The 18,621-nt window shown below is 61.5% G+C and carries 14 protein-coding genes and 3 pseudogenes; 4 read left to right on the top strand and 13 right to left on the bottom strand.

The window, feature by feature from the left end:
- Positions 1-104 precede the first annotated feature (104 nt).
- Positions 105-590, bottom strand: coding sequence for a hypothetical protein (locus AF337_RS00280; RefSeq protein ID WP_049730553.1), 486 nt, complete (start codon positions 588-590; stop codon positions 105-107).
- A gap of 485 nt (positions 591-1,075) precedes the next feature.
- Between AF337_RS00280 and AF337_RS00275 the strand changes: the two genes are divergently transcribed.
- Positions 1,076-1,351, top strand: coding sequence for a WGR domain-containing protein (locus AF337_RS00275; RefSeq protein WP_049730552.1), 276 nt, complete (start codon positions 1,076-1,078; stop codon positions 1,349-1,351).
- Positions 1,352-1,551: 200 nt separating this feature from the next.
- Here the strand turns inward: AF337_RS00275 and AF337_RS43500 are convergent, their stop codons facing one another.
- The gene (locus AF337_RS43500; protein WP_167347718.1) at positions 1,552-1,716 is read right to left on the bottom strand and encodes a hypothetical protein; all 165 of its coding nucleotides are present in this window, start codon (positions 1,714-1,716) and stop codon (positions 1,552-1,554) included.
- Positions 1,717-2,114: 398 nt separating this feature from the next.
- Here AF337_RS43500 and AF337_RS00270 point away from each other — a divergent pair, with 398 nt between their 5' ends.
- The gene (locus AF337_RS00270) at positions 2,115-2,393 is read left to right on the top strand and encodes an HU family DNA-binding protein (protein WP_049730551.1); all 279 of its coding nucleotides are present in this window, start codon (positions 2,115-2,117) and stop codon (positions 2,391-2,393) included.
- A 62-nt stretch (positions 2,394-2,455) separates the two neighbouring features.
- Here AF337_RS00270 and AF337_RS00265 read toward each other — a convergent pair whose 3' ends face one another.
- From AF337_RS00265 to AF337_RS00215, 10 genes and pseudogenes are all read right to left on the bottom strand, one after another.
- Positions 2,456-2,788, bottom strand: coding sequence for a hypothetical protein (locus AF337_RS00265; protein ID WP_049730550.1), 333 nt, complete (start codon positions 2,786-2,788; stop codon positions 2,456-2,458).
- 56 nt (positions 2,789-2,844) lie between these two features.
- The gene (locus tag AF337_RS00260) at positions 2,845-3,168 is read right to left on the bottom strand and encodes a DUF736 domain-containing protein (protein WP_017958522.1); all 324 of its coding nucleotides are present in this window, start codon (positions 3,166-3,168) and stop codon (positions 2,845-2,847) included.
- Between the two features lie 599 nt (positions 3,169-3,767).
- Positions 3,768-4,055, bottom strand: a pseudogene (locus AF337_RS00255) (hypothetical protein); the annotation flags it as partial.
- Positions 4,055-4,264, bottom strand: a pseudogene (locus tag AF337_RS00250) (type II toxin-antitoxin system prevent-host-death family antitoxin); the annotation flags it as partial. The pseudogenes AF337_RS00255 and AF337_RS00250, both read right to left, overlap by 1 nt.
- A 77-nt stretch (positions 4,265-4,341) precedes the next feature.
- Positions 4,342-5,283, bottom strand: a complete 942-nt coding sequence (locus AF337_RS00245) for a DUF2493 domain-containing protein (protein ID WP_049730549.1) — start codon at positions 5,281-5,283, stop codon at positions 4,342-4,344.
- Positions 5,284-5,656: 373 nt separating this feature from the next.
- Entirely contained in the window at positions 5,657-6,691 is a 1,035-nt protein-coding gene (locus tag AF337_RS00235) for a DUF7146 domain-containing protein (protein WP_049730547.1), read from the bottom strand.
- Between the two features lie 12 nt (positions 6,692-6,703).
- Positions 6,704-11,090 (bottom strand): annotated as a pseudogene (locus AF337_RS00230) (strawberry notch-like NTP hydrolase domain-containing protein).
- A gap of 130 nt (positions 11,091-11,220) precedes the next feature.
- Positions 11,221-11,475 (bottom strand): DUF6117 family protein, encoded by a 255-nt coding sequence (locus AF337_RS00225; protein WP_049730546.1) that lies wholly within the window; start codon positions 11,473-11,475, stop codon positions 11,221-11,223.
- A gap of 92 nt (positions 11,476-11,567) precedes the next feature.
- Positions 11,568-12,758 carry a hypothetical protein gene (locus AF337_RS00220; RefSeq protein ID WP_049730545.1) on the bottom strand — a complete coding sequence of 397 codons (1,191 nt, stop codon included), beginning with the start codon at positions 12,756-12,758 and terminating at the stop codon, positions 11,568-11,570.
- Between the two features lie 161 nt (positions 12,759-12,919).
- A complete protein-coding gene (locus AF337_RS00215; RefSeq protein WP_049730544.1) occupies positions 12,920-15,022 on the bottom strand; it encodes a ParB/RepB/Spo0J family partition protein in 2,103 nt (700 codons plus the stop codon).
- 691 nt (positions 15,023-15,713) lie between these two features.
- Between AF337_RS00215 and AF337_RS00205 the strand changes: the two genes are divergently transcribed.
- Both AF337_RS00205 and AF337_RS00200 read left to right on the top strand, forming a co-directional pair.
- Entirely contained in the window at positions 15,714-16,565 is an 852-nt protein-coding gene (locus tag AF337_RS00205; protein WP_244471145.1) for a type IV toxin-antitoxin system AbiEi family antitoxin domain-containing protein, read from the top strand.
- Positions 16,555-17,472, top strand: coding sequence for a nucleotidyl transferase AbiEii/AbiGii toxin family protein (locus AF337_RS00200; RefSeq protein ID WP_049730541.1), 918 nt, complete (start codon positions 16,555-16,557; stop codon positions 17,470-17,472). The genes AF337_RS00205 and AF337_RS00200 overlap by 11 nt, the downstream gene beginning before the upstream one ends.
- Before the next feature lie 560 nt (positions 17,473-18,032).
- Here the strand turns inward: AF337_RS00200 and AF337_RS00195 are convergent.
- Positions 18,033-18,344, bottom strand: coding sequence for a hypothetical protein (locus AF337_RS00195; protein ID WP_049730540.1), 312 nt, complete (start codon positions 18,342-18,344; stop codon positions 18,033-18,035).
- Positions 18,345-18,621 lie beyond the last annotated feature (277 nt).

Below are 18,621 nucleotides of genomic sequence, written 5' to 3'. Positions count from 1 at the left end.
GGCGGCAAGTCTCTCCCCTCAAGATCGCGCGCAGGCTCGATACCGGCAAGCGGTCAAGAGAACGGAAAATCGCGAGAGACGGCCAAGCCGTCTCTCGCCGAGCATCAATCGTAGACGACACGGGCGGCGCTGATGCCGATGCCAGTCTCGCGGGAGATATCGCGGATGATTGGACCGAGCCCGCCCAGCTCTGCGTCGGTCATGTCGATGGTGCAGGGATAGCAGATCTGGATGCCGTCGCAGTCCGCCGACAGCGCCGAATGCCAATCGCCGTTGTCGATACGGTACTCATAGGTGAAGTAGTCAATTTCAAGTTCGTCGAGAAGTATGATCCGGAATCTGTCGAGGCACTCTTGTTCCCCTTGAAGTAGGAACGCGGCGAGGCCTTCGGGATCCGGTTTCCATACGAGCTCGCGCTCCAGCGCCAGGATGGATCGTATCTGTCGAATTGCGTGTTCAAGGCCGTCTGCCAAGCTGTCGTGCAGCATCCGCGAGAATTCCTCGGCGCAGCCGATCCGGTTCGCAAGGACCACGAGCTTGAAACCTGAAAGCGCCGCGAGTTGATGGGTGTAGTACCAGTCATCGGACATCGTATTGTCTCCTTTCTGTCTCTGACGAAAGGAGGCCGCACCGTAGCCGCGAGGGGTCAGGGATCGCGGAACGCGACCGCCAGCGGCGGTAAGCGGAGGAACCGATTTTCTGACGCCGGCCGACAGCCGACGGCTGAAAATTGGAGGGGCCGCGCAGTCCTTGACGCCGGAGTGGCGGGTGCACAATGGGACGTCAGAGAGAGATAGACCACGGCGCCCCAGGCGCCGTGTCCGTATCCGGCGTTCAGCCGGCTATGCACGCTATCCTCGGCCGTTGTCGCCGATGCGGAAGCCGCGAGAGGGGCGTAACCCGAACGGGCGGAGACCGCTTGCGGGCTCCGTGAGCGACGGCGAATAGCACCGTCCGCCACAGGCGGCTCGCCCGGATCATCCGGGGATAACCCATCACCAGCATGAATCAGTCGAGCCGACCGATTCAAATATGTCATTGGACGCCGAGTCCGCCTTGCCCGATTCTCCGTGTCATGATTGCGCAACGCTACCAGCTATATGTCGAACGCATCGACGCCGAAAAAAACATGGCCCGCTACTATGCCATGTCAATCGAGCCCAACTTGTTCGGCGAGGCCTGTCTCATCCGCCGATGGGGTCGCATCGGCGCCACCGGCCAAAGGCGAGAGCATCATTTCGCGCGGGAGGAAGAGGCGGTCAGGCTGTTCCTTCAGCTTCTGCGAAGGAGACGGTCGCGCGGATACAGGCCGAAACCGCATATCCGGCAAGATACAGCGGGTAATCGATAGCGAAGGAGCGCGCCGTAGAGGCGGATGCCATCCTCATGTCGATAGCATGGGATCGAAACAGAGGCGGAGTGTCTGAGCGCTTCCGACCCACGTAGAAACCACCGCAGGTTCTGACAGGTCCCGATGGCGAGGCGAAGTTTCGGGCCTGAAGCGCCGGTCGATCCGGCGCGACAGGCCAGGCGACATGGCAAAAGCCACCCTCAGAAGGGTGGCTCGGCGTCGAGTGCGCCCTCCTGCTCCGCGGTGATCACGGCCAGCTCGGCGCGAGTCAGCTCCAGTTCGATTTCGATCTCGCGGCGCTCTACCGGGCCGATTGCTTCGCGCAGTTCGAGGCAAAGCTCTTCGATGTGTTGTTCCAGAAGCATCGTCGTCGTCTCCTTGACGTTTGTGAAAGACGACGCGCGCGGTCATGGGGGCGTGGCGGGGTCAGGGATCGCGGAACGCGACCGCCAGCGGCGGCGAGTGGGGGTGCCGATTTTGTCGGAGCGCAGGGAACCGGAGCGGAGGCAAAATTGGGGGTACCGCTCGTCCTTGAGGCCGGCATGGCGCCATGGCATCTTCGGACGGACTGAGCAGACATTCTCCTCTCCGTATCGCACCCGAACGCGAGGACGGGCTCGATGCCCGTCTTCGGGTTACTAACAGGTGATCAGTGAATAACTGTGGAGATCCGGGGCTTTCCGCGCATTTGCCGCAGCGTGTCGATGACAGCTCGGGTCGGTAATGGCAGGGATTCTGCATCTGAAACGATGCGGAGACGAAAATGACCACGACCAACGAAATTGCCGACAAGATTGCAGGCGAGCACGGCCTGACCAAAGTGCAGGGCAAAGCCATCGTCGAGGCGGTGATCGCCTCCATTACCGAGGCTGCGGTTGCCGGCAACGAGACGTCGCTGCCTGGCTTCGGCAAGTTCAAGGTGAAGGCGACACCGGAGCGTGAGGCACGCAACCCTGCGACCGGTGCGACCATTAAGGTTGCCGCCGCCAAGAAGCTAGCTTTTACGCCAGCCAAGGCGCTGAAGGATGCGCTGAACAAGTAATCTTGCCAGCAATAAAAAAATAGCCCGGCGCCGTGCCGGGCTATTTTCGTTTTGGGTTTGCGTCAGCGGGCGGCTGTCCCGTTGAGAACATCCTGGATGATCGAGTCGCTGAACGCCTGATGGGCTTCGCGAGCATGGTCGTCCAGCAGCTTGTGAAGAATGCCGGATGCCAAGGGTATGAAGTCGAAACCGAGCGCGATTGCTGCGGCACGCAGTTGCGACAGTGTTTCGAACGCCCGGAAATCCGTACCCAGCCAGAGTTCAAGATCGTCGCCACCGGCGTCCGGAAAAGCCTGGAGGAAGAACGTCTGAAGCGGGCGGTCGTAGCCGATAATGGCATCCGGATCGTAGTCGCGGGATGCGGTCCTGGTGACGGTTATTGTGTAGCGGCTCATGGCGGCCTCCGTTGAAAGGGGGACGCCGGCCCCGTCTGCGGGGCCGGCGATGCGGTTCAGGCCGGGCTGTTCCAGAGGATGACCTTCTTGCCGGGCTCGCCACCGGGGGCCGGGGCGACGTTGCCGAAGATCACGCCGATCTCTGGTGCTTCGATTTTCGTGGAGATGTACTCTTCGCCGGTCTGGCGAGAGATGCGGTTCCAGCCTGCGCCGATCTCAAAGCCGGTCTTGCGGTGGATGATGCGATAGTCCGGCGCCTCTTCGCTCGCCTTGCTGGCGTTCGGGACGAGGGCGATCGGGGCGTTGACCCGGATGGTGGCGAAGACGCCTTCGAGCGTGCCGTCGGTCTTTTCGGTGAGGGTTGCGATCGTGGTAGCCATGGGACTGTCTCCTTCGTTGCATCGGGACCATTCCCGATGGCGCCCGAAGAAGGGACCGCGCCGCAGGCGTCACCGCAGCGGAGCGAAGGGAAACCCCTTGCGGGTTGACGCTGATGGCGGCCGGTCCCTTAGAAAGGCGACATGAAGAACGGGAATGGTCCTTGATTGCGACGTCGGCAGGAGACCTCGCCGTGGCTGCCCTTTGCGGACCATTCAAGAGCCGCGCTCGTGACATGCGTCGCTGGAGTTCGGGGTCAACGGACGGTGGCCGTCAACCACTCGCGACGCGATAGATCAGCACCGTTCTGATCCCAGCCTCATCATCAACGACGTGGCTTCAGGGCCTGACACTCGAATTGTCGGCCTCTCCCGACGCAACTGCAGTTCTGCGGAGGGGAAACGCGTGACAGACGTGATTTGAGGGATTGTCGTCCTGGTGTGCAGCGGTGGCTCGGCATCAAGATCGATCGAGAAGAGCCCGCGACGGCCGGCCGACTACGCAATCGTGGCTGCATCGATTCGATAGCGCCGGGGATCCGCCACTGCGACGACGCGACGGGGATCAAGAGGGAAGAAGCGGCCTGAAGCCGCGGCAAGTCTCAATCGAGCCGGTTGACCCGACCGGTTCGTCCGCGTGCGTCGGCAAACAGTCTGGCGATCTTCACCATGAAGGATTTGCTGAAGCGGCCGAGGATGTCCTGATCGGGCTCGATGTACCAGGCGCGTTCGACGATATCGTAATTGTACTCGTCGGCCATAATCCAGCACTGCTTCAGATCACTTAAGCCCGCACGCTTGCGCTCGATTTCGGGGATCTCCAGACCGATCCGGTCAGCCTGCGGCGGTTGGGTGGTGATAGCGAGAAGCGCCAGATGGGTATTGCCGTCCCTTCGCCGCGCGCCAGCCGATCGATCGCCTCGTCGAACAGTGCTGCATGCTCGTCGGGCATCTCCGAAATATGATAGGCACGGCGGGGGTCGCCGCCCGTGCGCATGCGCTCATAGTGCTCGTAGCTCATCAGCACGAAACCCGGCTTCTTGTGCCGGGTGAGCATCACCGGCTCGCGGCTCCGCCTGTCGTGAACTGCTTCATGGATACAGTCTCCGGTACGGTCTCCATATAATACATTTTTCCATGTTTTCCATCATTTCCATGTTTTCAGGAAAACGGCGCTCATGCGCCCTCTCCTGAAGCCTGCCAAACCGCGATGCCTAGGCGACGTGCCTTGTCGACGAGATTGTCCGTGATGCCGTTTCCGGGAAAGACCATTAGCCCCGCGGGCATGACAGAGAGCATCTCGTCATTGCGCCGGAACGGTGCGGCCTTGGCGTGCCTGGTCCAGTTTGGCTTGAAGGTGATCTGCGTCACCTTGCGGGCTTCAGCCCAGCAGGCGGCGATACGTTCGGCGCCTTTCGGCGAGCCGCCGTGCAGCAGCACCATGTCCGGGTGCTTGGCACGCACCTGATCGAGCCTGGCCCAGATCCGCTCGTGATCGTTATAGTCCATGCCGCCGGAGAACGCGATCTTGGTGCCAGCCGGGATCAGCACCTCGGTCTCGGCGCGGCGCCGAGCGGAGAGGAAATCTCTGGAGTCGATCATCGCCGCCGTCATATTGGCGTGGTTAACCTTCGAGCCGGTGCGTGGCCGCCAGGACGAACCGGTCTGCGCCTCGAACAGGTCGGCCGCGTAGTCGCGCATGAACTCGAAGGCGTTGCGGCGCTCCAGGAGTGTGATGCCTTCGGCGATGAGGCGTTCGAGTTCAACACTCTTCACCTCCGAGCCGTCCTGCTCACCCTGACCGGTGCGCTGCGCTTCTTCGTTGCGGGCGAGCTCGCGCTGGATGCGCTCGCCGGCGCGATGGAAGAGATTGGGGATCGACCAGAACAAGTCTTCGAGGTCGGGCTCCAGGCGGGTGTCACCGAGCATCTCGGCGAAGGCACCGAAGATCGCGGTGATCGATGACTGGACCTGTGGCTCTTCCGGCAATGGCCGCGGATCGGGCTCGTCCTGGAAGGGACGATAGCCGAAGATCTGCATCTCGTAGATGAAGCGATCGGTCGGGGAGGATGCACGGTGGCGCTCGATGCCGTCGTCGGGGTGAAGGATCAGGTCCATGGTGGTCTCCGTTCATGGGCCGCGCCTCTCGCGGCCTGACGGTGAACCCGGTCACGCGGGCCGAGGCCGGAACCGCAAGCGGAGCGAAGCGGCCCAGCGAAGCGCCGGGCGGCGGAAGAAGGGTTTCTTGGTCCGCGAGGAATGGCGGGCCATCGCATCGGCGAAAAGCGGGAACCGGTTTTCGGAAGAGCCGATGCATAAAATGGCCCGGCAGGGGAAAAAACCCGACTGAGCCGCTGAAGGCCCGGAGGCCCGCGTGGTAAGGGTCGCCTCTCGGCAGGCCCGCGGGCGGGCGCCCACACGGGAGCCAGGCTCCGTGGACCGTCCATCGCCCACGCCGCAGCAATCCCGCCTGCCCCTTCCGACAGCCTCATCAGGGCAGGAAGACCGTCGCATCTTCCGGAGTGAGTTGAGCCCTGAGGCTTGCGGTCAGCCGGTCGGGACCCAGCCAGCGCAGATCCTCGTTAAAGTCACCGAGTTGCGGCGACAGCACCAGCGGCAGGATCCCGCATCCCTGTGCCCTGCGGCTCAGTCCCTCGATCCCGTGGCGGCCGGCCGCATCCGCGTCGGCGGCGATATAGATGCGGCGGCATCCGGGAGGGAAGTTGAAGGCCGCGAGGTGATTGGCCGTCAGGGCGGCGACCATCGGCATGGCGGGCATCACATGCGAGAGCGACAGCATGGTTTCGAGCCCCTCGCCCGCCGCCAGGACCGGCACAGGATCGTTGATCGGAAAGCCGAAGCGGACCGCATTGCCGAGCAGGCCGCCGAGCGCACGGCGGGGATCGTCTACCCTGGCCTTGCCGTCGCCATCCGCATCGAGCCAGGTGCGGTGGACGCCGGTAATCGCTCCGGCCGCATCGGTGACGGCTGCGATCAGTGCCGGAAAGCTTGTCGTCCGGCCGATGACGAGATCACGGTAGTAGCAGGACGGATGGAAGCGGAGCGCTGTATGCGCGGATGCCCGCAGGATGCCGCGCTCGCGCAAGTATGCGTCTGCTAAAGTGAGGGCCAGCGGTACGGTCATCCGAAACAGGCGGCGCGCCCGTTCCGCGGCTGGCCTATCGAGAGGCCGATTGTCAACGCTGTAAGCTCTACTAGACGACACAGGCTCGGGTTGCGGCAGGCTCAGGAAATGCCGGGCCTCCTCCGCGACGTCGCGAAAATCGACGAGGCCACAGGTCTCACGGACAAGATCGAGCAGATCACCGAACTGCCCGGTCGCCGCATCGGTCCACCTGCCGGCCCGTGGACCGACCAGATGCACGTAGAGCGACTGGCCCTTGTTGTTGCCGACATCGCCGACAAGCCAGTAGTTGCCGGCCCGGCGACCGGCGGAGAGATAGTGGCGGCAGACCCCCTCCGCGTTTTCCGCGAGACGGCCCGCCAGATCGGCGGCGGACAGCATGACAGACCTCCATCACGACCGGCGCACAATGTCGACGAGGCGATGACGCTGCATCAGCCTCGACAGGATCTCCGGCCCTTGGTCTGTGACAGGCACGAAGATGCGCAGCTTCCAGTTGATCATCTCGGAGAACAGGCCGATCGACCGCAGCCAGTCGCGCATGCCGTCGGTAAAGCCAGTCAGTTCGACGCGGTAGTCGTTCATGACACGCGCCCGCCGCAGCGTCATGTCGCCGGCGAGCCCGATGATCGAGGATCCGTCGACCAGCGATGCCCAGGCCTGGTCCGGCGCGATCAGTGTGGCCTGGTCGATCCCGAAGTTGCGGCAAAGCCCGGCGAGCTGATCCGGAGCGATGACACGGCCGACGATCCGTTCGCCGTCATCCGTCTGCAGACGCCGCACCCGGCAGAAATCCTGCGGCAGCAATTTCCAGATGGGCAGCAACAACCCGCACGACGATATGCATTGTCGACGTCGAAAATTCCGGCACTGCCGCGACTTCGGCCTCCCAGGCATCTACGAAGACCTTTTCACCGACTTCTTCCCAACTCGTCTCTTCGAGCTGACGGACTTCGAAGCGTAGCTCGTCCATCGGCCGGATCAGCGACACGCGCGGCTGAACGGAGCCGTCGTCCAGCATGATCGAGCGGGTCGGGATCATCACGGCCGGCCGGGCCGACTTGCCGTTGATCATCAGCTTCGCGCGCGGATCCTGCTGCACAAGACTCCGAATATCATGGAGCTGCAGTGGCGTATTGCGATCCCGCCGTTCGATCGTGAGCAGGTGCGACTGCGCGCCGGTGACCGGATGCGTATAGATCAGCCGGCGCTCGGTGAGCGTCATGCTGTCGGCGGTGATCGTCTCAAGCCCCTTGTCATAAATGCCGGCTGCAATCGCCCCTTCGATACGAGCGGCCAGCAGCTGCTCGAAGGCCTCGAACAACACGTTCTGCATGACGATCGTCAGTGCCAGCATGCGGTTGAGGAAGGTCTGAATCGGCGGCAGCTGATCCTTCAATCCGCCTTCCTCCGATGTCAGCGACAGGCCGGTGATGCTTTCGAACTTGTCGAGCGAGCAGCCTTCGATCCTGCCGGCGTGCAGCAGTCCGTAGAATTGCCGCAGCGCGTCGCGAGCATATTGCGATTCGAGATTATCCTCGGACCGGAACATGCCCTGCCCGCCGGTCTGGCGCTGACCGCGGGTGATGGCGCCTAGCGTGTCGAGACGCCGGGCAATCGTCGAGAGGAAGCGCCGCTCCGCCTTGACGTTGGTAGCGATCATCCGAAACCGCGGTGGCTGTTTCTGGTTGGTGCGATGACTGCGCCCAAGCCCCTGGATCGCCACATCGGCGCGCCAGCCCGCTTCCAGAAGGTTGTGAAGACGCAGGCGCTGATTTTTGGCGGCAAGATCCGCGTGGTAGGATCTGCCGGTTCCGCCGGCGTCGCTGAAGACAAGAATGCCCCTTTCGTCATCCATGAAGGCGCGGGCCTCATCGAGATTGGCGCTGCCCGGCCGGTTTTGCACGGCATAGCGCGCAATGGAGCTGCTGTCCTCCCGGCGAATGATGCGGCGGGAGCGGCCGGTGATCTCGGCGACCTTGCTGATGCCGAAATGCTGGACGATCTGGTCAAGGGCGGTCGGGATCGCCGGCAGGCTGCCCAAGGTTTCGATCAGTTCGTCGCGACGCCGTTCGGCCTCCCGGCAAATGACAGGGTTGCCGTCCACGTCATGAACCGGCCGGGAACTCAGATTTCCATCAGCATCGGAAAATTCCTCGAAGAGCTGCACCGGGAAGGAATGCATCAGGTAGTCGATGACATATTCCCGCGGCGTGACGTCGACCTGCAGATCGCTCCATTCCTCGGTCGGGATCTGCGCCAACCGGCGCTCGGTCAGAGCCGCTCCCGTCGAGACGAGCTGGACGATGGCAGCATGACCATCGTCCAAATCTGCCGCGGTCGCTTTGAGGAGGGCCGGCGTCTTCATCGACGTCAGAAGATGGTTGAAGAAACGCTGCTTCGAGCTTTCAAAGGCCGAGCGCGCGGCTGCCTTGGCGTTTTTGTTCAACGTCCCAGTTTTGCCGGTTATTCCGGACGCCTCCATGGCAGCGTCGAGATGGTTGTGGATGACCTGGAAGGCTTCGGCATACGCGTCGTAGATGCGGACCTGTTCCTCGGTGAGCTCGTGTTCGAGGATTTCGTATTCCACGCCTTCGAAGGAGAGCGAACGCGAGGCATAAAGCCCCATTGCCTTGAGGTCGCGGGCCAGCACTTCCATCGCCGCGACACCGCCATCCTCGATCGCGGCGATGAACTCGGAACGGGTCGGGAAGGGAAAGTCGCTGCTGCCCCAAAGACCGAGCCGTTCGGCATAGCCAAGGGATTCGACGTCTGTTGCGCCAGTCGCAGAGACGTAGACGACGCGGGCGTCCGGAAGCGCGCGTTGCAGGCGAAGTCCCGCCCTGCCCTGTTGTGACGCCGCTTTATCACCGCGCTCCGTCTTGCCACCGGCCGCATTCGCCATGGCATGGCCTTCATCGAAGACGATGACACCATCGAAGTCGGCGCCGAGCCACTGGACGATTTGTTGCACGCGCGAGCGCTTGCCCTCACGCTCGTCAGTACGCAGCGTGGCAAAGGTGGTGAAGAGGATGCCTTCGTCCAGCTTGACCGGCTTGCCCTGCCGGAAACGCGACAGGGGTGTCACAAGCAGCTTTTCTTGGCCCAGCGCGCTCCAGTCGCGCTGGGCATCCTCGATCAGCTTATCCGATTTTGAAATCCAGACATGGCGTCTGCGGCCTTTTAGCCAGTTGTCCAAAATGATGCCGGCGGCCTGGCGACCCTTGCCGGCGCCTGTTCCGTCGCCGAGAAACCAGCCGCGACGGAAGCGGACAGCATGTTCTGCATCCGATGCGACGGCCTTGAGATTGTCGAAGGAGGCATCGAGGCTCCAATGGCCGGCCAGATAGCCGGAATGGGCTTCGCCAGCATAGATGACGCTCTCGAGCTGGGCATTGGAGAGGTCGCCGCCGGTGACGACGCGCTCCGGCAGGTGTGGACGATAACTCGGCTTTGGCGGCGCGACGGATGCCATCGCCACGGATTCGACCAACCTATCGGGATGCGGTTTTGCATTGGGGATGTGGATCGATTGCAGCCGGTAGGCCTCGTAGATGCCATCAGCGGCATTGGTCTCATCTTTGGGCTGAGCGTCTCGCAGCTCATAGGAAAGTTCGATTCCGCCATCGACAGGTATCGGACGGACCGTTGCTGCAGGCCCCGCCTGTCCGCCGACCGCGGGGCGATGCGACGTGGCGCTTGCTGCTGGACGCATTGTGTCCGCGCCCAGGATACCGCTGCGGAGTGCACCACTAGAGTTCGGCGTCGTCACTGACGGGCGCGTTGGAAGGCCGCCGATCCAGGTCAGCAGTGTTTCCAGATCGTGCGCAGTGCCGCGCGACGTCATCAGCTTCGAAGGATCGCGCGCCGGGATCTTGTCGATGACGATCAGGCGCGTTTCCGTCGTCGTGCCATGGCGGGCGTAGATGCTTCCGCCGATCGCCGCGGTGAACAGCACCGAGCCCTGCCCCTGAAGGCGAACGAAAGCGTCGCGCCATGCCGAACTCTCCGGAGAAAGGCTGGCCCCAGTGATCGCAACCAACCGCCCGCCGGGGGCAAGGCGAGCGAATGCGGATGCGAGATGCCGCCAGGCAGCGTCGGTGACGCGACCTTCGACATGAACACCGGCGGAAAATGGCGGGTTCATCAGCACCACGGTCGGCTGAATGCGACGGTCGAGGTAATCGTCGATATGCGCGCCGTCGTATTGCGAAACCGGAACGCGGGGGAAAAGCTGCGCCAGCAGCGAGCACCGGACAGCCGCATATTCGTTGAGCGCCAGACGAGCATGTGCGAGTTTTGCAAAGATCGCCAGCAGGCCGGTTCCAGCCGACGGTTCGAGCACCACGTCAGCGGACGTGATGCCGGCAGCACGAGATGCGACGAAGGCAAGCGGGATCGGAGTCGAGAACTGCTGCAGGGCCTGGCTCTCTTCGGATCGACGGCTGTGGGTCGGTAAAAGACGGACCGCTTTCGTCAGCATCGCGAGCGTCGATTGGGGCGAATGGTGGCCGGACACGATTGCGTGGAATTTGCGCAGGAAGAGAACCTGGGCGATCTCGGTCGCCTCATAGGCCTGCTTCCAGAGCCAGAGGCCCTCAGCGTCGCTGCCGCCGTAGACTTCGGTCATGATCTGCCGCAGGTTACCTGTAGCGAGGACTTTACCTCGCTCCAGCAGTGACGTGATTCGACCGGCAGCAACTATGAGTGCTTCAGCGCCGGCTTTGATATCAGGACGTGGAGAGGTGGAAACAGTTTGATGATGCGCGATAATATTCATCGAAGGATGCTCCAGAAGTGAGGAAAGAACAGCGGTGCCCAGCGTCCTGCCGAAGGTTCGCAGGAGCGATAATGGGGCAGCCACAGAAGGGTCGGGGATCGCCAGCTTGAACTGCCGGCGATCGTCAGCGTCATGTCGTCGGGCTTGCGATGGCGCCAATCGGATCGTCAGGATCGGGTGGCAGGTAGGCGTCGTAGGGATTGCCGTCGCTGAGATGGCCAAATGGCGTGAAGACGAATTCACCGTCACTACGACCTACGGCGCAGAGTACGTAGCGCGGCTCGCGTGTTGCAGCATCCAGGCATTCCATGAGGGCAAGATTGCCATCGGACGCGGCGCGCAGCAGCGTGTTGAAGTTCGTGCGGGCATAATCGGGTATAGCCATTGCAGTGCTCCATAAACAAAAATGCCCGGTACGGCGGCCGGGCTGATGGTGATTTCGAATGTTGAGGTTCTATGGATCTCCTCGAAGCCGGATCAGGAGGCGCGCTCCAGCAGCTTTTTCGCTTTGCCTTCGAGTTCGAGCCGCGTGTCCTGATTGGTCTTGGTGCGCGCCAGCGCGGTGATGCCCTGCACGAAATCGAAGATCGATTCCGGCGGCCTCCCCTCCTCCGACAGCACCATCTCGATCACCTTGCCGGTCTCGCCTTTCGAAAAGCCGCGTCGGCGCAGGAAGGTTTCACGGTCGTCGTCCTTACGCGCGACGATCCGCTCGCGCGCCGCCTTGATGCCGGCGATGAAGGGCGCGGGCGACGAGTTGGCAAAGCTGGTCAGCGCGGGTGCTGCCTCATGCGCAAACCGCTGGGCCGCGAATTTGGAGTGACGAATGGTGATCTCCTCGAAGTTCTCCGTACCCCAGAGGTTCCTGTTCGCGCAGACCGCTCGGAGGTAGAACGAAGCGATGCCCAGTGTCTTCGATCCAACCTCCGAATTCCAGGCATAGAAGCCGCGGAAGTAGAGATCGGGCTCCCCGTTTGGCAGGCGTCCGGCTTCGATTGGATGGGTGTCGTCCACCAGGAAAAGGAAGACGTCGCGGTCGCTGGCATAAAGCGTCGTCGTGTCCTTGGTGATGTCGACGAAGGGATTGTGGGTCATCGTCGCCCAATCGAGTACGCCCGGCACCTTCCACATCGTGTCGCCAGTACCGTTGCCGGCAATGTTCATCACCGCCGCAACCAGTTCGTGGTCCCAGATGCGGCCATATTCCGGCCCGGTAACCGCTCGCAATTCCATCCGTCCGTCTTCCATCTCGAGCGTCTTCACCAGTTCGACACGGTGGTTGAGCAATCCATGTTGAAGATTGATGGCCGCGAGCGGCGCCGGCAGCTGGCGCATATAGGTGGCCGGCGCGCCGACCAGGCTGCAGAGTTGACCGTAGCTCCAGTGGGTGGGCGCGATCGGCTGGCGCTGGCCGGGAACAAGGAGCTCAAGCCGCTCGGCATTGTCGCGTGTCCCCTCCACCCGGATCGCCGCGCTCTCGATCGTTCGCGCATGTGCGCGATCGGCTCGGGACCGGACGGTATCGTAGAGTTCCGTCAGCGACAGGAACCGCTCGTCGTCGGGGCGCGAAAACCACTCCGACGAAACGCGGCTGATCCGTTCGCCACGGGAAATATCGACCTTGAAGCGGGACGATGTGCGCTGGGTGTTGGTGCTGAGGGTGTTCATTGGACTATCTCCTGAAAAGCAAGAACCCGGCGCAGTGGCCGGGCTGAGTTGAGGGATATGAAGGTGGTGATCGTAACGTCGGGCATAGAACTGCTCTTGAAAACGGGGGCGGCCCAGTCTCCTTTCGGAGCCGGGCCGCTGGTTGAACTCTGAGAGAACAGTTATTCGGCGGCGTCGAGATGCCGTTCTTCGTCGACTTCGTCAGTCGCGGCGTCAGGATCCTCCTCACGATCAGTCAGGAACGCGGGGAGATCAGGCGCCGACGTCTCGACAGAGCTGTCGTCGGCGGTCTCCTGGGCTTCAGTTGTTGCCTGCTCCGCCGAAGCGCTGTCCGGTAGGAGCCGGAGCGGTTCAGGCAGCCAGCCGCTATCAGTCATCAGTCGTTCTGCTTCGCGCGCCATGTCCACTTTCTTGAGATGTCCGATGAGCTCGGCCGACTGGTCTCCTTTCGCCTCCCGGACCGCCTGCAGGATGCGGGCCTTGGTGACGCGGCCGAGGTAGTTTTCCACCGTCGGCACCCAACCGGCCTCGACCATATCGAAGCCAATCGAGCCGGCGAGCTGATCGGCATGGACGATGGCTCGGGTTCGCTTGTTCCACGGCTCGATCACCGCGTTGACGGACAACGAAGCACAATGGGCAAACAGCGCCTGCCGGCTGGCGTCATCGAGCGCGATTAGGAAAGCCCAGAGATCGTTAGGATCCTTGGGGAGATCTTGGCCCCAGGCCTCGTGGCGTTGGTCGATTTCCTTCGCCCAGACCGTGTCGCCAAGCCCCTGGGTCTGGCTGAACTTCGCGCTCTGCAGGGTGATTTCCAGGCACGAGTCCGAACCGTACAGATAGAAGCACTTCAGCACGAAGGCGTGCAGCACCGCGATAAAGGCTACGACCGGGTCGTTGGCGAGCGCGTTGCGTAGCGCGACCGTTCGGGCTGCGGTCAGGTCGAGGACCAGGCGGTCGGGGAGCGGCTTGATCGTCTCATCCTCGTCGTCGGCCTCATCGGCCGCGACACCAGATGACTCCGAGACCGACGAATGGTCCCCATCCCTATCGGGATCGGACGTATCGACATCAGCAGTCGGCTCATCTTCGGGTCGCACGAAACCGCGTTCGATCTTAAGCTCGCCGCTGGCGCCCAGCGAAACGAAGACACCGCCGCGAGCCACCTCCTGCGGATCGAGGATGTAGGGACGATCTTTGAGCCGGTCGAGTTCGGAGCCAAGCTCTTCAAGCTTCTGCTCAGCCGCCTCCGAATATTCACTGGCCTCGGCATATTCGGCGTCGAGCCTCTCATATTCGGCACGCGTTGCATCGTACCGGGCAAGGTCCTCCTCCGTCATCTCGGCCTGCTCGCCATGGAAACGGCGAAGGCCCGACGTGTGGCCGTACGGGAAATCGAAGGCAGCCTCGGCCCATTTCCAGCCCTCGCTCGTCTGGATCGCTTCGGCGTCGGCCTTGAGTTTTTCCAGCACGAGCTGCTCCAGCATTGCCGGATCCTGGAGCCATCCACCCTGATCCTGTTCGAACAGGTCGCGCATCACGACACCGCCGGCGGCTTCATAGGCGTCGACGCCGACATAGACGGCACGGCGATCGCCGGCGCGGATCGCGGTTTCGGTCAGCAGGCGCCGGATGTAATACGGCTCACGGCTATGGGACCGCGAGATCGTATCCCAGACCTGCTCCTGGCGAACATGATCGTTGGTGATCGAGAAGGCCATGACCTGCTCGAGCGTCATTTGGTCCTCGGCATAGAAGTCGAGAAGGCGCGGCGAGACGGACGCAAGGCGCAGGCGCTGCTTCACCGTGGCGGCGGAGACGAAGAAACGCGCAGCGATGTCTTCCTCGCCAAGCCCCTGCTCCCGCAGCATCTGGAAGGCTCGGAACTGATCGAGCGGATGCAGGCTAACGCGCTGGACGTTTTCGGCAAGCGAATCTTCGACTTCGGGGGTCTCGCCGTTGCTGACGATGCAGGGAACACCGGCCGTCTTGGCAAGCCGCTTTTGCGATACCAGCCGTTCAAGGGCGCGATACCGGCGGCCGCCGGCCGGGATCCGGTAGATACCGGTTTCCTTGCCCTCTGCATCGACTTCCGGACGCACGTTGAGGCTGGTCAGAAGACCGCGATGGGCGATGTCCTCCGCCAGCTCTTCGATCGACACACCCGCCTTGATCTTGCGGACGTTATCCTGGCTCAGCACGAGCTTGTTGAAGGGGATGTCCCGGGCTGGACTGAGGGTGATTTTCGGGGCGACGTGTGCCATGTCGTTTCTCCATGACGGACCGGGCGGAGACTCTCTCCAACCCTCTCAATCCGTCACAGCTCCCCATCCCTCCTCTTCCTCTCTGCAACCGCGCCACCTGCGAACCCGCCCTTGATCCGCGCCGAGCCCTCCCCACGTTGCGGCCGTCACTTGTGAAGGGGTCATTCGAGCATGCAGCAGTTTCTGGAAACGACGTTTGGGCCGGAGGAGCTGGACATCCTGGACAGTGTGCTCGAGGAGTGGAGGTCGCGGCGCGGTTTGCCTAAGGACAGTCCAGATGTCGAGCTTGCAGCAGCTGTCATGCTCAACCTGTTTCGCGAAGGAAGCCGAGCGGTCGAAACGTTGAAGGCAGCTGCGTCTGAGCACAGGGCGCTGTCAGATTTAGGACGTCGATCATCTGGTGACGTGAAGCTAAACAGACCCGACGCGTCCAGAGACCTATGCACGGCATTGCAGGCCTAGTTGCAGGTGTCAGCGCAATTTATCCGTCGTCTCAGTCCGAGCTTCGGCACCCTCGGTCGGGATCAATGTGAGCAGACGAAGGGTATGGCGTCAACGCTTCCGTAAGCGCGGCACATTGCCCGGCCAAACGAAAAGTGCCAGTTCACCGCCGTACAATTGATCGCAAAAGTCCGTTGCAAACGGACTTTTTGTGACCTTTTCAAAGTAAGCTTGCTACCGGCTTTAATTAGTGCCATTTTTCGTCATGGGCGATCAAAAACGCGACAAATTAAAGTCACTGCTGGATGAGGTTCCTGCCGGCTTCCTCGTGGATTCAGCATGGATGCGCAAAATGCAAATCCGCCGGAGTTCGACACATGACTATCTCCGCCGCGGTTGGCTGCAGCCCGTCATTCATGGCGTCTATCGACGCCCCTCAGGACGGGAAGGTTCACCGAAAGAACACATCGACTGGCGCATCGCCGTCATGTCTGCACAGACAATCATGGATTACCCGTTCCATGTTGGCGCCCGCACGGCGCTGGCGCTTCGTGGTCATGTGCACTACCTGGCACTGGGGGCTGTCGAGAAGATCTTCATCTATGGCGATGCGCCGCGCTGGCTCGCGAACCTCCCTACCAATGGCCTCCCTCTCCTTCGCAGCACGCGTCTCTTCAAGACAGCGGGTCTCGGCATTGAACCACTGGCAGCGGAACCGGACGGCAATCACATCCTGTTTCTGCAGAGCTGGACGATACGCGCGTCAACGCCGGAGCGGGCTATTATCGAGGCGCTGGACGAGCTGCCCGAGAACGAGAGCTTTCACAACATCGATGCGATCTTCGAGGGTCTGACCACCCTTCGTCCGCGCCGTATAACCGAACTTCTCACAGACTGCACGAAAGTCCAGGTGAAACGGCTCTTCTTCGTCTTTGCCGACCGCCATGATCACGCCTGGCTCAAACATATCGACCGATCGAACATCGATCTTGGGAGCGGCGACCGTTCATTCATCAAGGGCGGCAAGCTGCATCCCACATACCGCATCACCATCCCAGAAGAGTACCTTCCAGGAAAGCCAGAGAACGCCGATGGCCCGTGACCAGTATCTTTCCCAGCTCGATCTCCTCGTCCAGGCCTTGCCGATAATTGCCGACGAGCCGGCTTTCGCATTGAAGGGTGGAACCGCCATCAATCTCTTCTACAGAGACCTCCCCCGCCTCTCAGTCGATATCGACCTGACCTACCTTCCGCTCAAACCGAGGGACGAGAGCTTGGCCGAAATCGACGAGGTCCTCGACCGGGTCGCCGCCAAGGTTGAAAGGATCAAGGGAGTTCGAGCAAAGCGAATAGCTGGCGGTGGCGGCGGCGATACGCGCGTCGAAGTGAGGCGGGGCCAGACCGCAGTCAAGATCGAGACCTCTCCGGTCGCCCGCGGCACAGTGCACCCCGTCGAACGACGCAGGGTCAGCGAGCGGGTCGAAGACGAGTTTGGTTTTGTAGAAATGCAGGTTGTTGCCTTCGAAGACCTCTTCGGCGGCAAGATGCATGCAGCAGTCGATCGGCAACATGCGCGCGATCTCTTCGACATCAAGTTGCTTTATGAAAACGAGGGACTGACTGACCCGCTGTTTCGCACCTTCCTCGTCTACGTGGCGAGTTCCGGCCGGCCCCCGCACGAGTTGCTGCAGCCCAATAGAGCCAACGTCGTACATGTCTTCAAACAAGAATTCGATGGAATGACAGTCGAGAAGGTCTCACTGGACGAATTGCTGGACGTCCGGGAGCGGTTCCTGAGCGACATCCGGGCGCGCCTTGATGATAAAGCCCGAACGTTTCTGCTGTCCCTTCACGATGGCGACCCCGACTTCGAGGTTATCGGCTTGCCGCACGCCCTCGCCTTGCCGGCCGTCCGCTGGAAGATCCTCAACCTGCAAAAGCTAAGGAATGACAATCCACCCAAACACGCCGAACAGCGCGAGGAGATCGAGCGGCTATTCACACGATGATGCGCCGTTGGCCGATCTGCAGGACCGATAATCCGACCACTGGCTCGCCTCTCCCGCAGCTCGCCGCCGCGGCCTATCGGGAAGCCCTGTTAATGGCGGCCAGCTGATCGAGCTGGTGAGTGCGCCTGCGAGCGTTATACCAGTAAACAACGGCCAATCCGTCGTGAGCGATCGTGGCCTGAAACAAGGCGACATTAAACCGGTTTTCCGAGAGCGGATAAATCAGCGCAAAGTCAGCGCAAAGTCAGCGCCGAGGGCGCTTTCAGTTGACTCGGATTTGCAATCTGCAAAATCAAAACTAAATCTACCCTCTTCCCCAAGCGTCGGATCCAACGCTGCGTAGACACTGAGGTTGGCCCAGAGCCTTCGAAAAGCGCAGCCGTTTTAAACTCCTCGTCAAGCCCACTGCTCACGCAAAGCCCCGAAACTTCCGCCACACTTTGCTCAACCGCCCAGTGAAGAGCCTAGTTTTGCCGTGCAGAGAAAGCACCCGGAAGAAATACGTAAGCGATGTTCTCGGGCCACGGACTGTAGATCGGTTTGGAGCGATTGCTGGCCCTTCAACCTGCTAAGCCGTGAGCCACCAGTTTTTGCTGCATCTCTTTATAGGCTGAGATGAGGATAGCGATATTTTCCGGATTACAAGCAGCGATAAATTCGCGGTTTGCCGCAGCTTGATCGTAGCTGATTTCAGACGAGTGCGATCTTACGTCGGCAATCGCTTTAAAGTTTATGTCTTGATACGTCGTCGTCGTGGCAACGCACCCGCCGCCATAGCTTTCAGAACCCTTGGGACCACGTCCATACCAAGGCCCTGGGGTCGCGCTTTCAATGACCTGCTCTATCGCGGATATGATTTCCGTAACATTCATCTCGTCGCAGCTCCATCCATGACTAGCTGTTTAAACGTTGCGTTTTAACAAGTCCTTTGCGAGCGGAGTGTCAAGCTTGGCCAGATCCGCCGATGGACTGGAACATGCCGACTGACGGTGCCTATATCATGCTCGCTCTCGGCCGGATGCGGGCAGGATGATGCACCTCAACTCCTGACACTCCGCTCGACCATCTCACGGTTGCTCTGTCGGGCGACCAGAAATCGCGGCAGTCGTCGATTTAGTATGCTGAGGAGCTGCCGACCGCAATGGAGCT

The organism is Rhizobium ecuadorense (assembly GCF_001187535.1).
Lineage (GTDB): Bacteria > Pseudomonadota > Alphaproteobacteria > Rhizobiales > Rhizobiaceae > Rhizobium > Rhizobium ecuadorense.
Note: the sequence above shows the minus strand (reverse complement) of the source record. Positions and strands in the feature narration are given on the sequence as shown.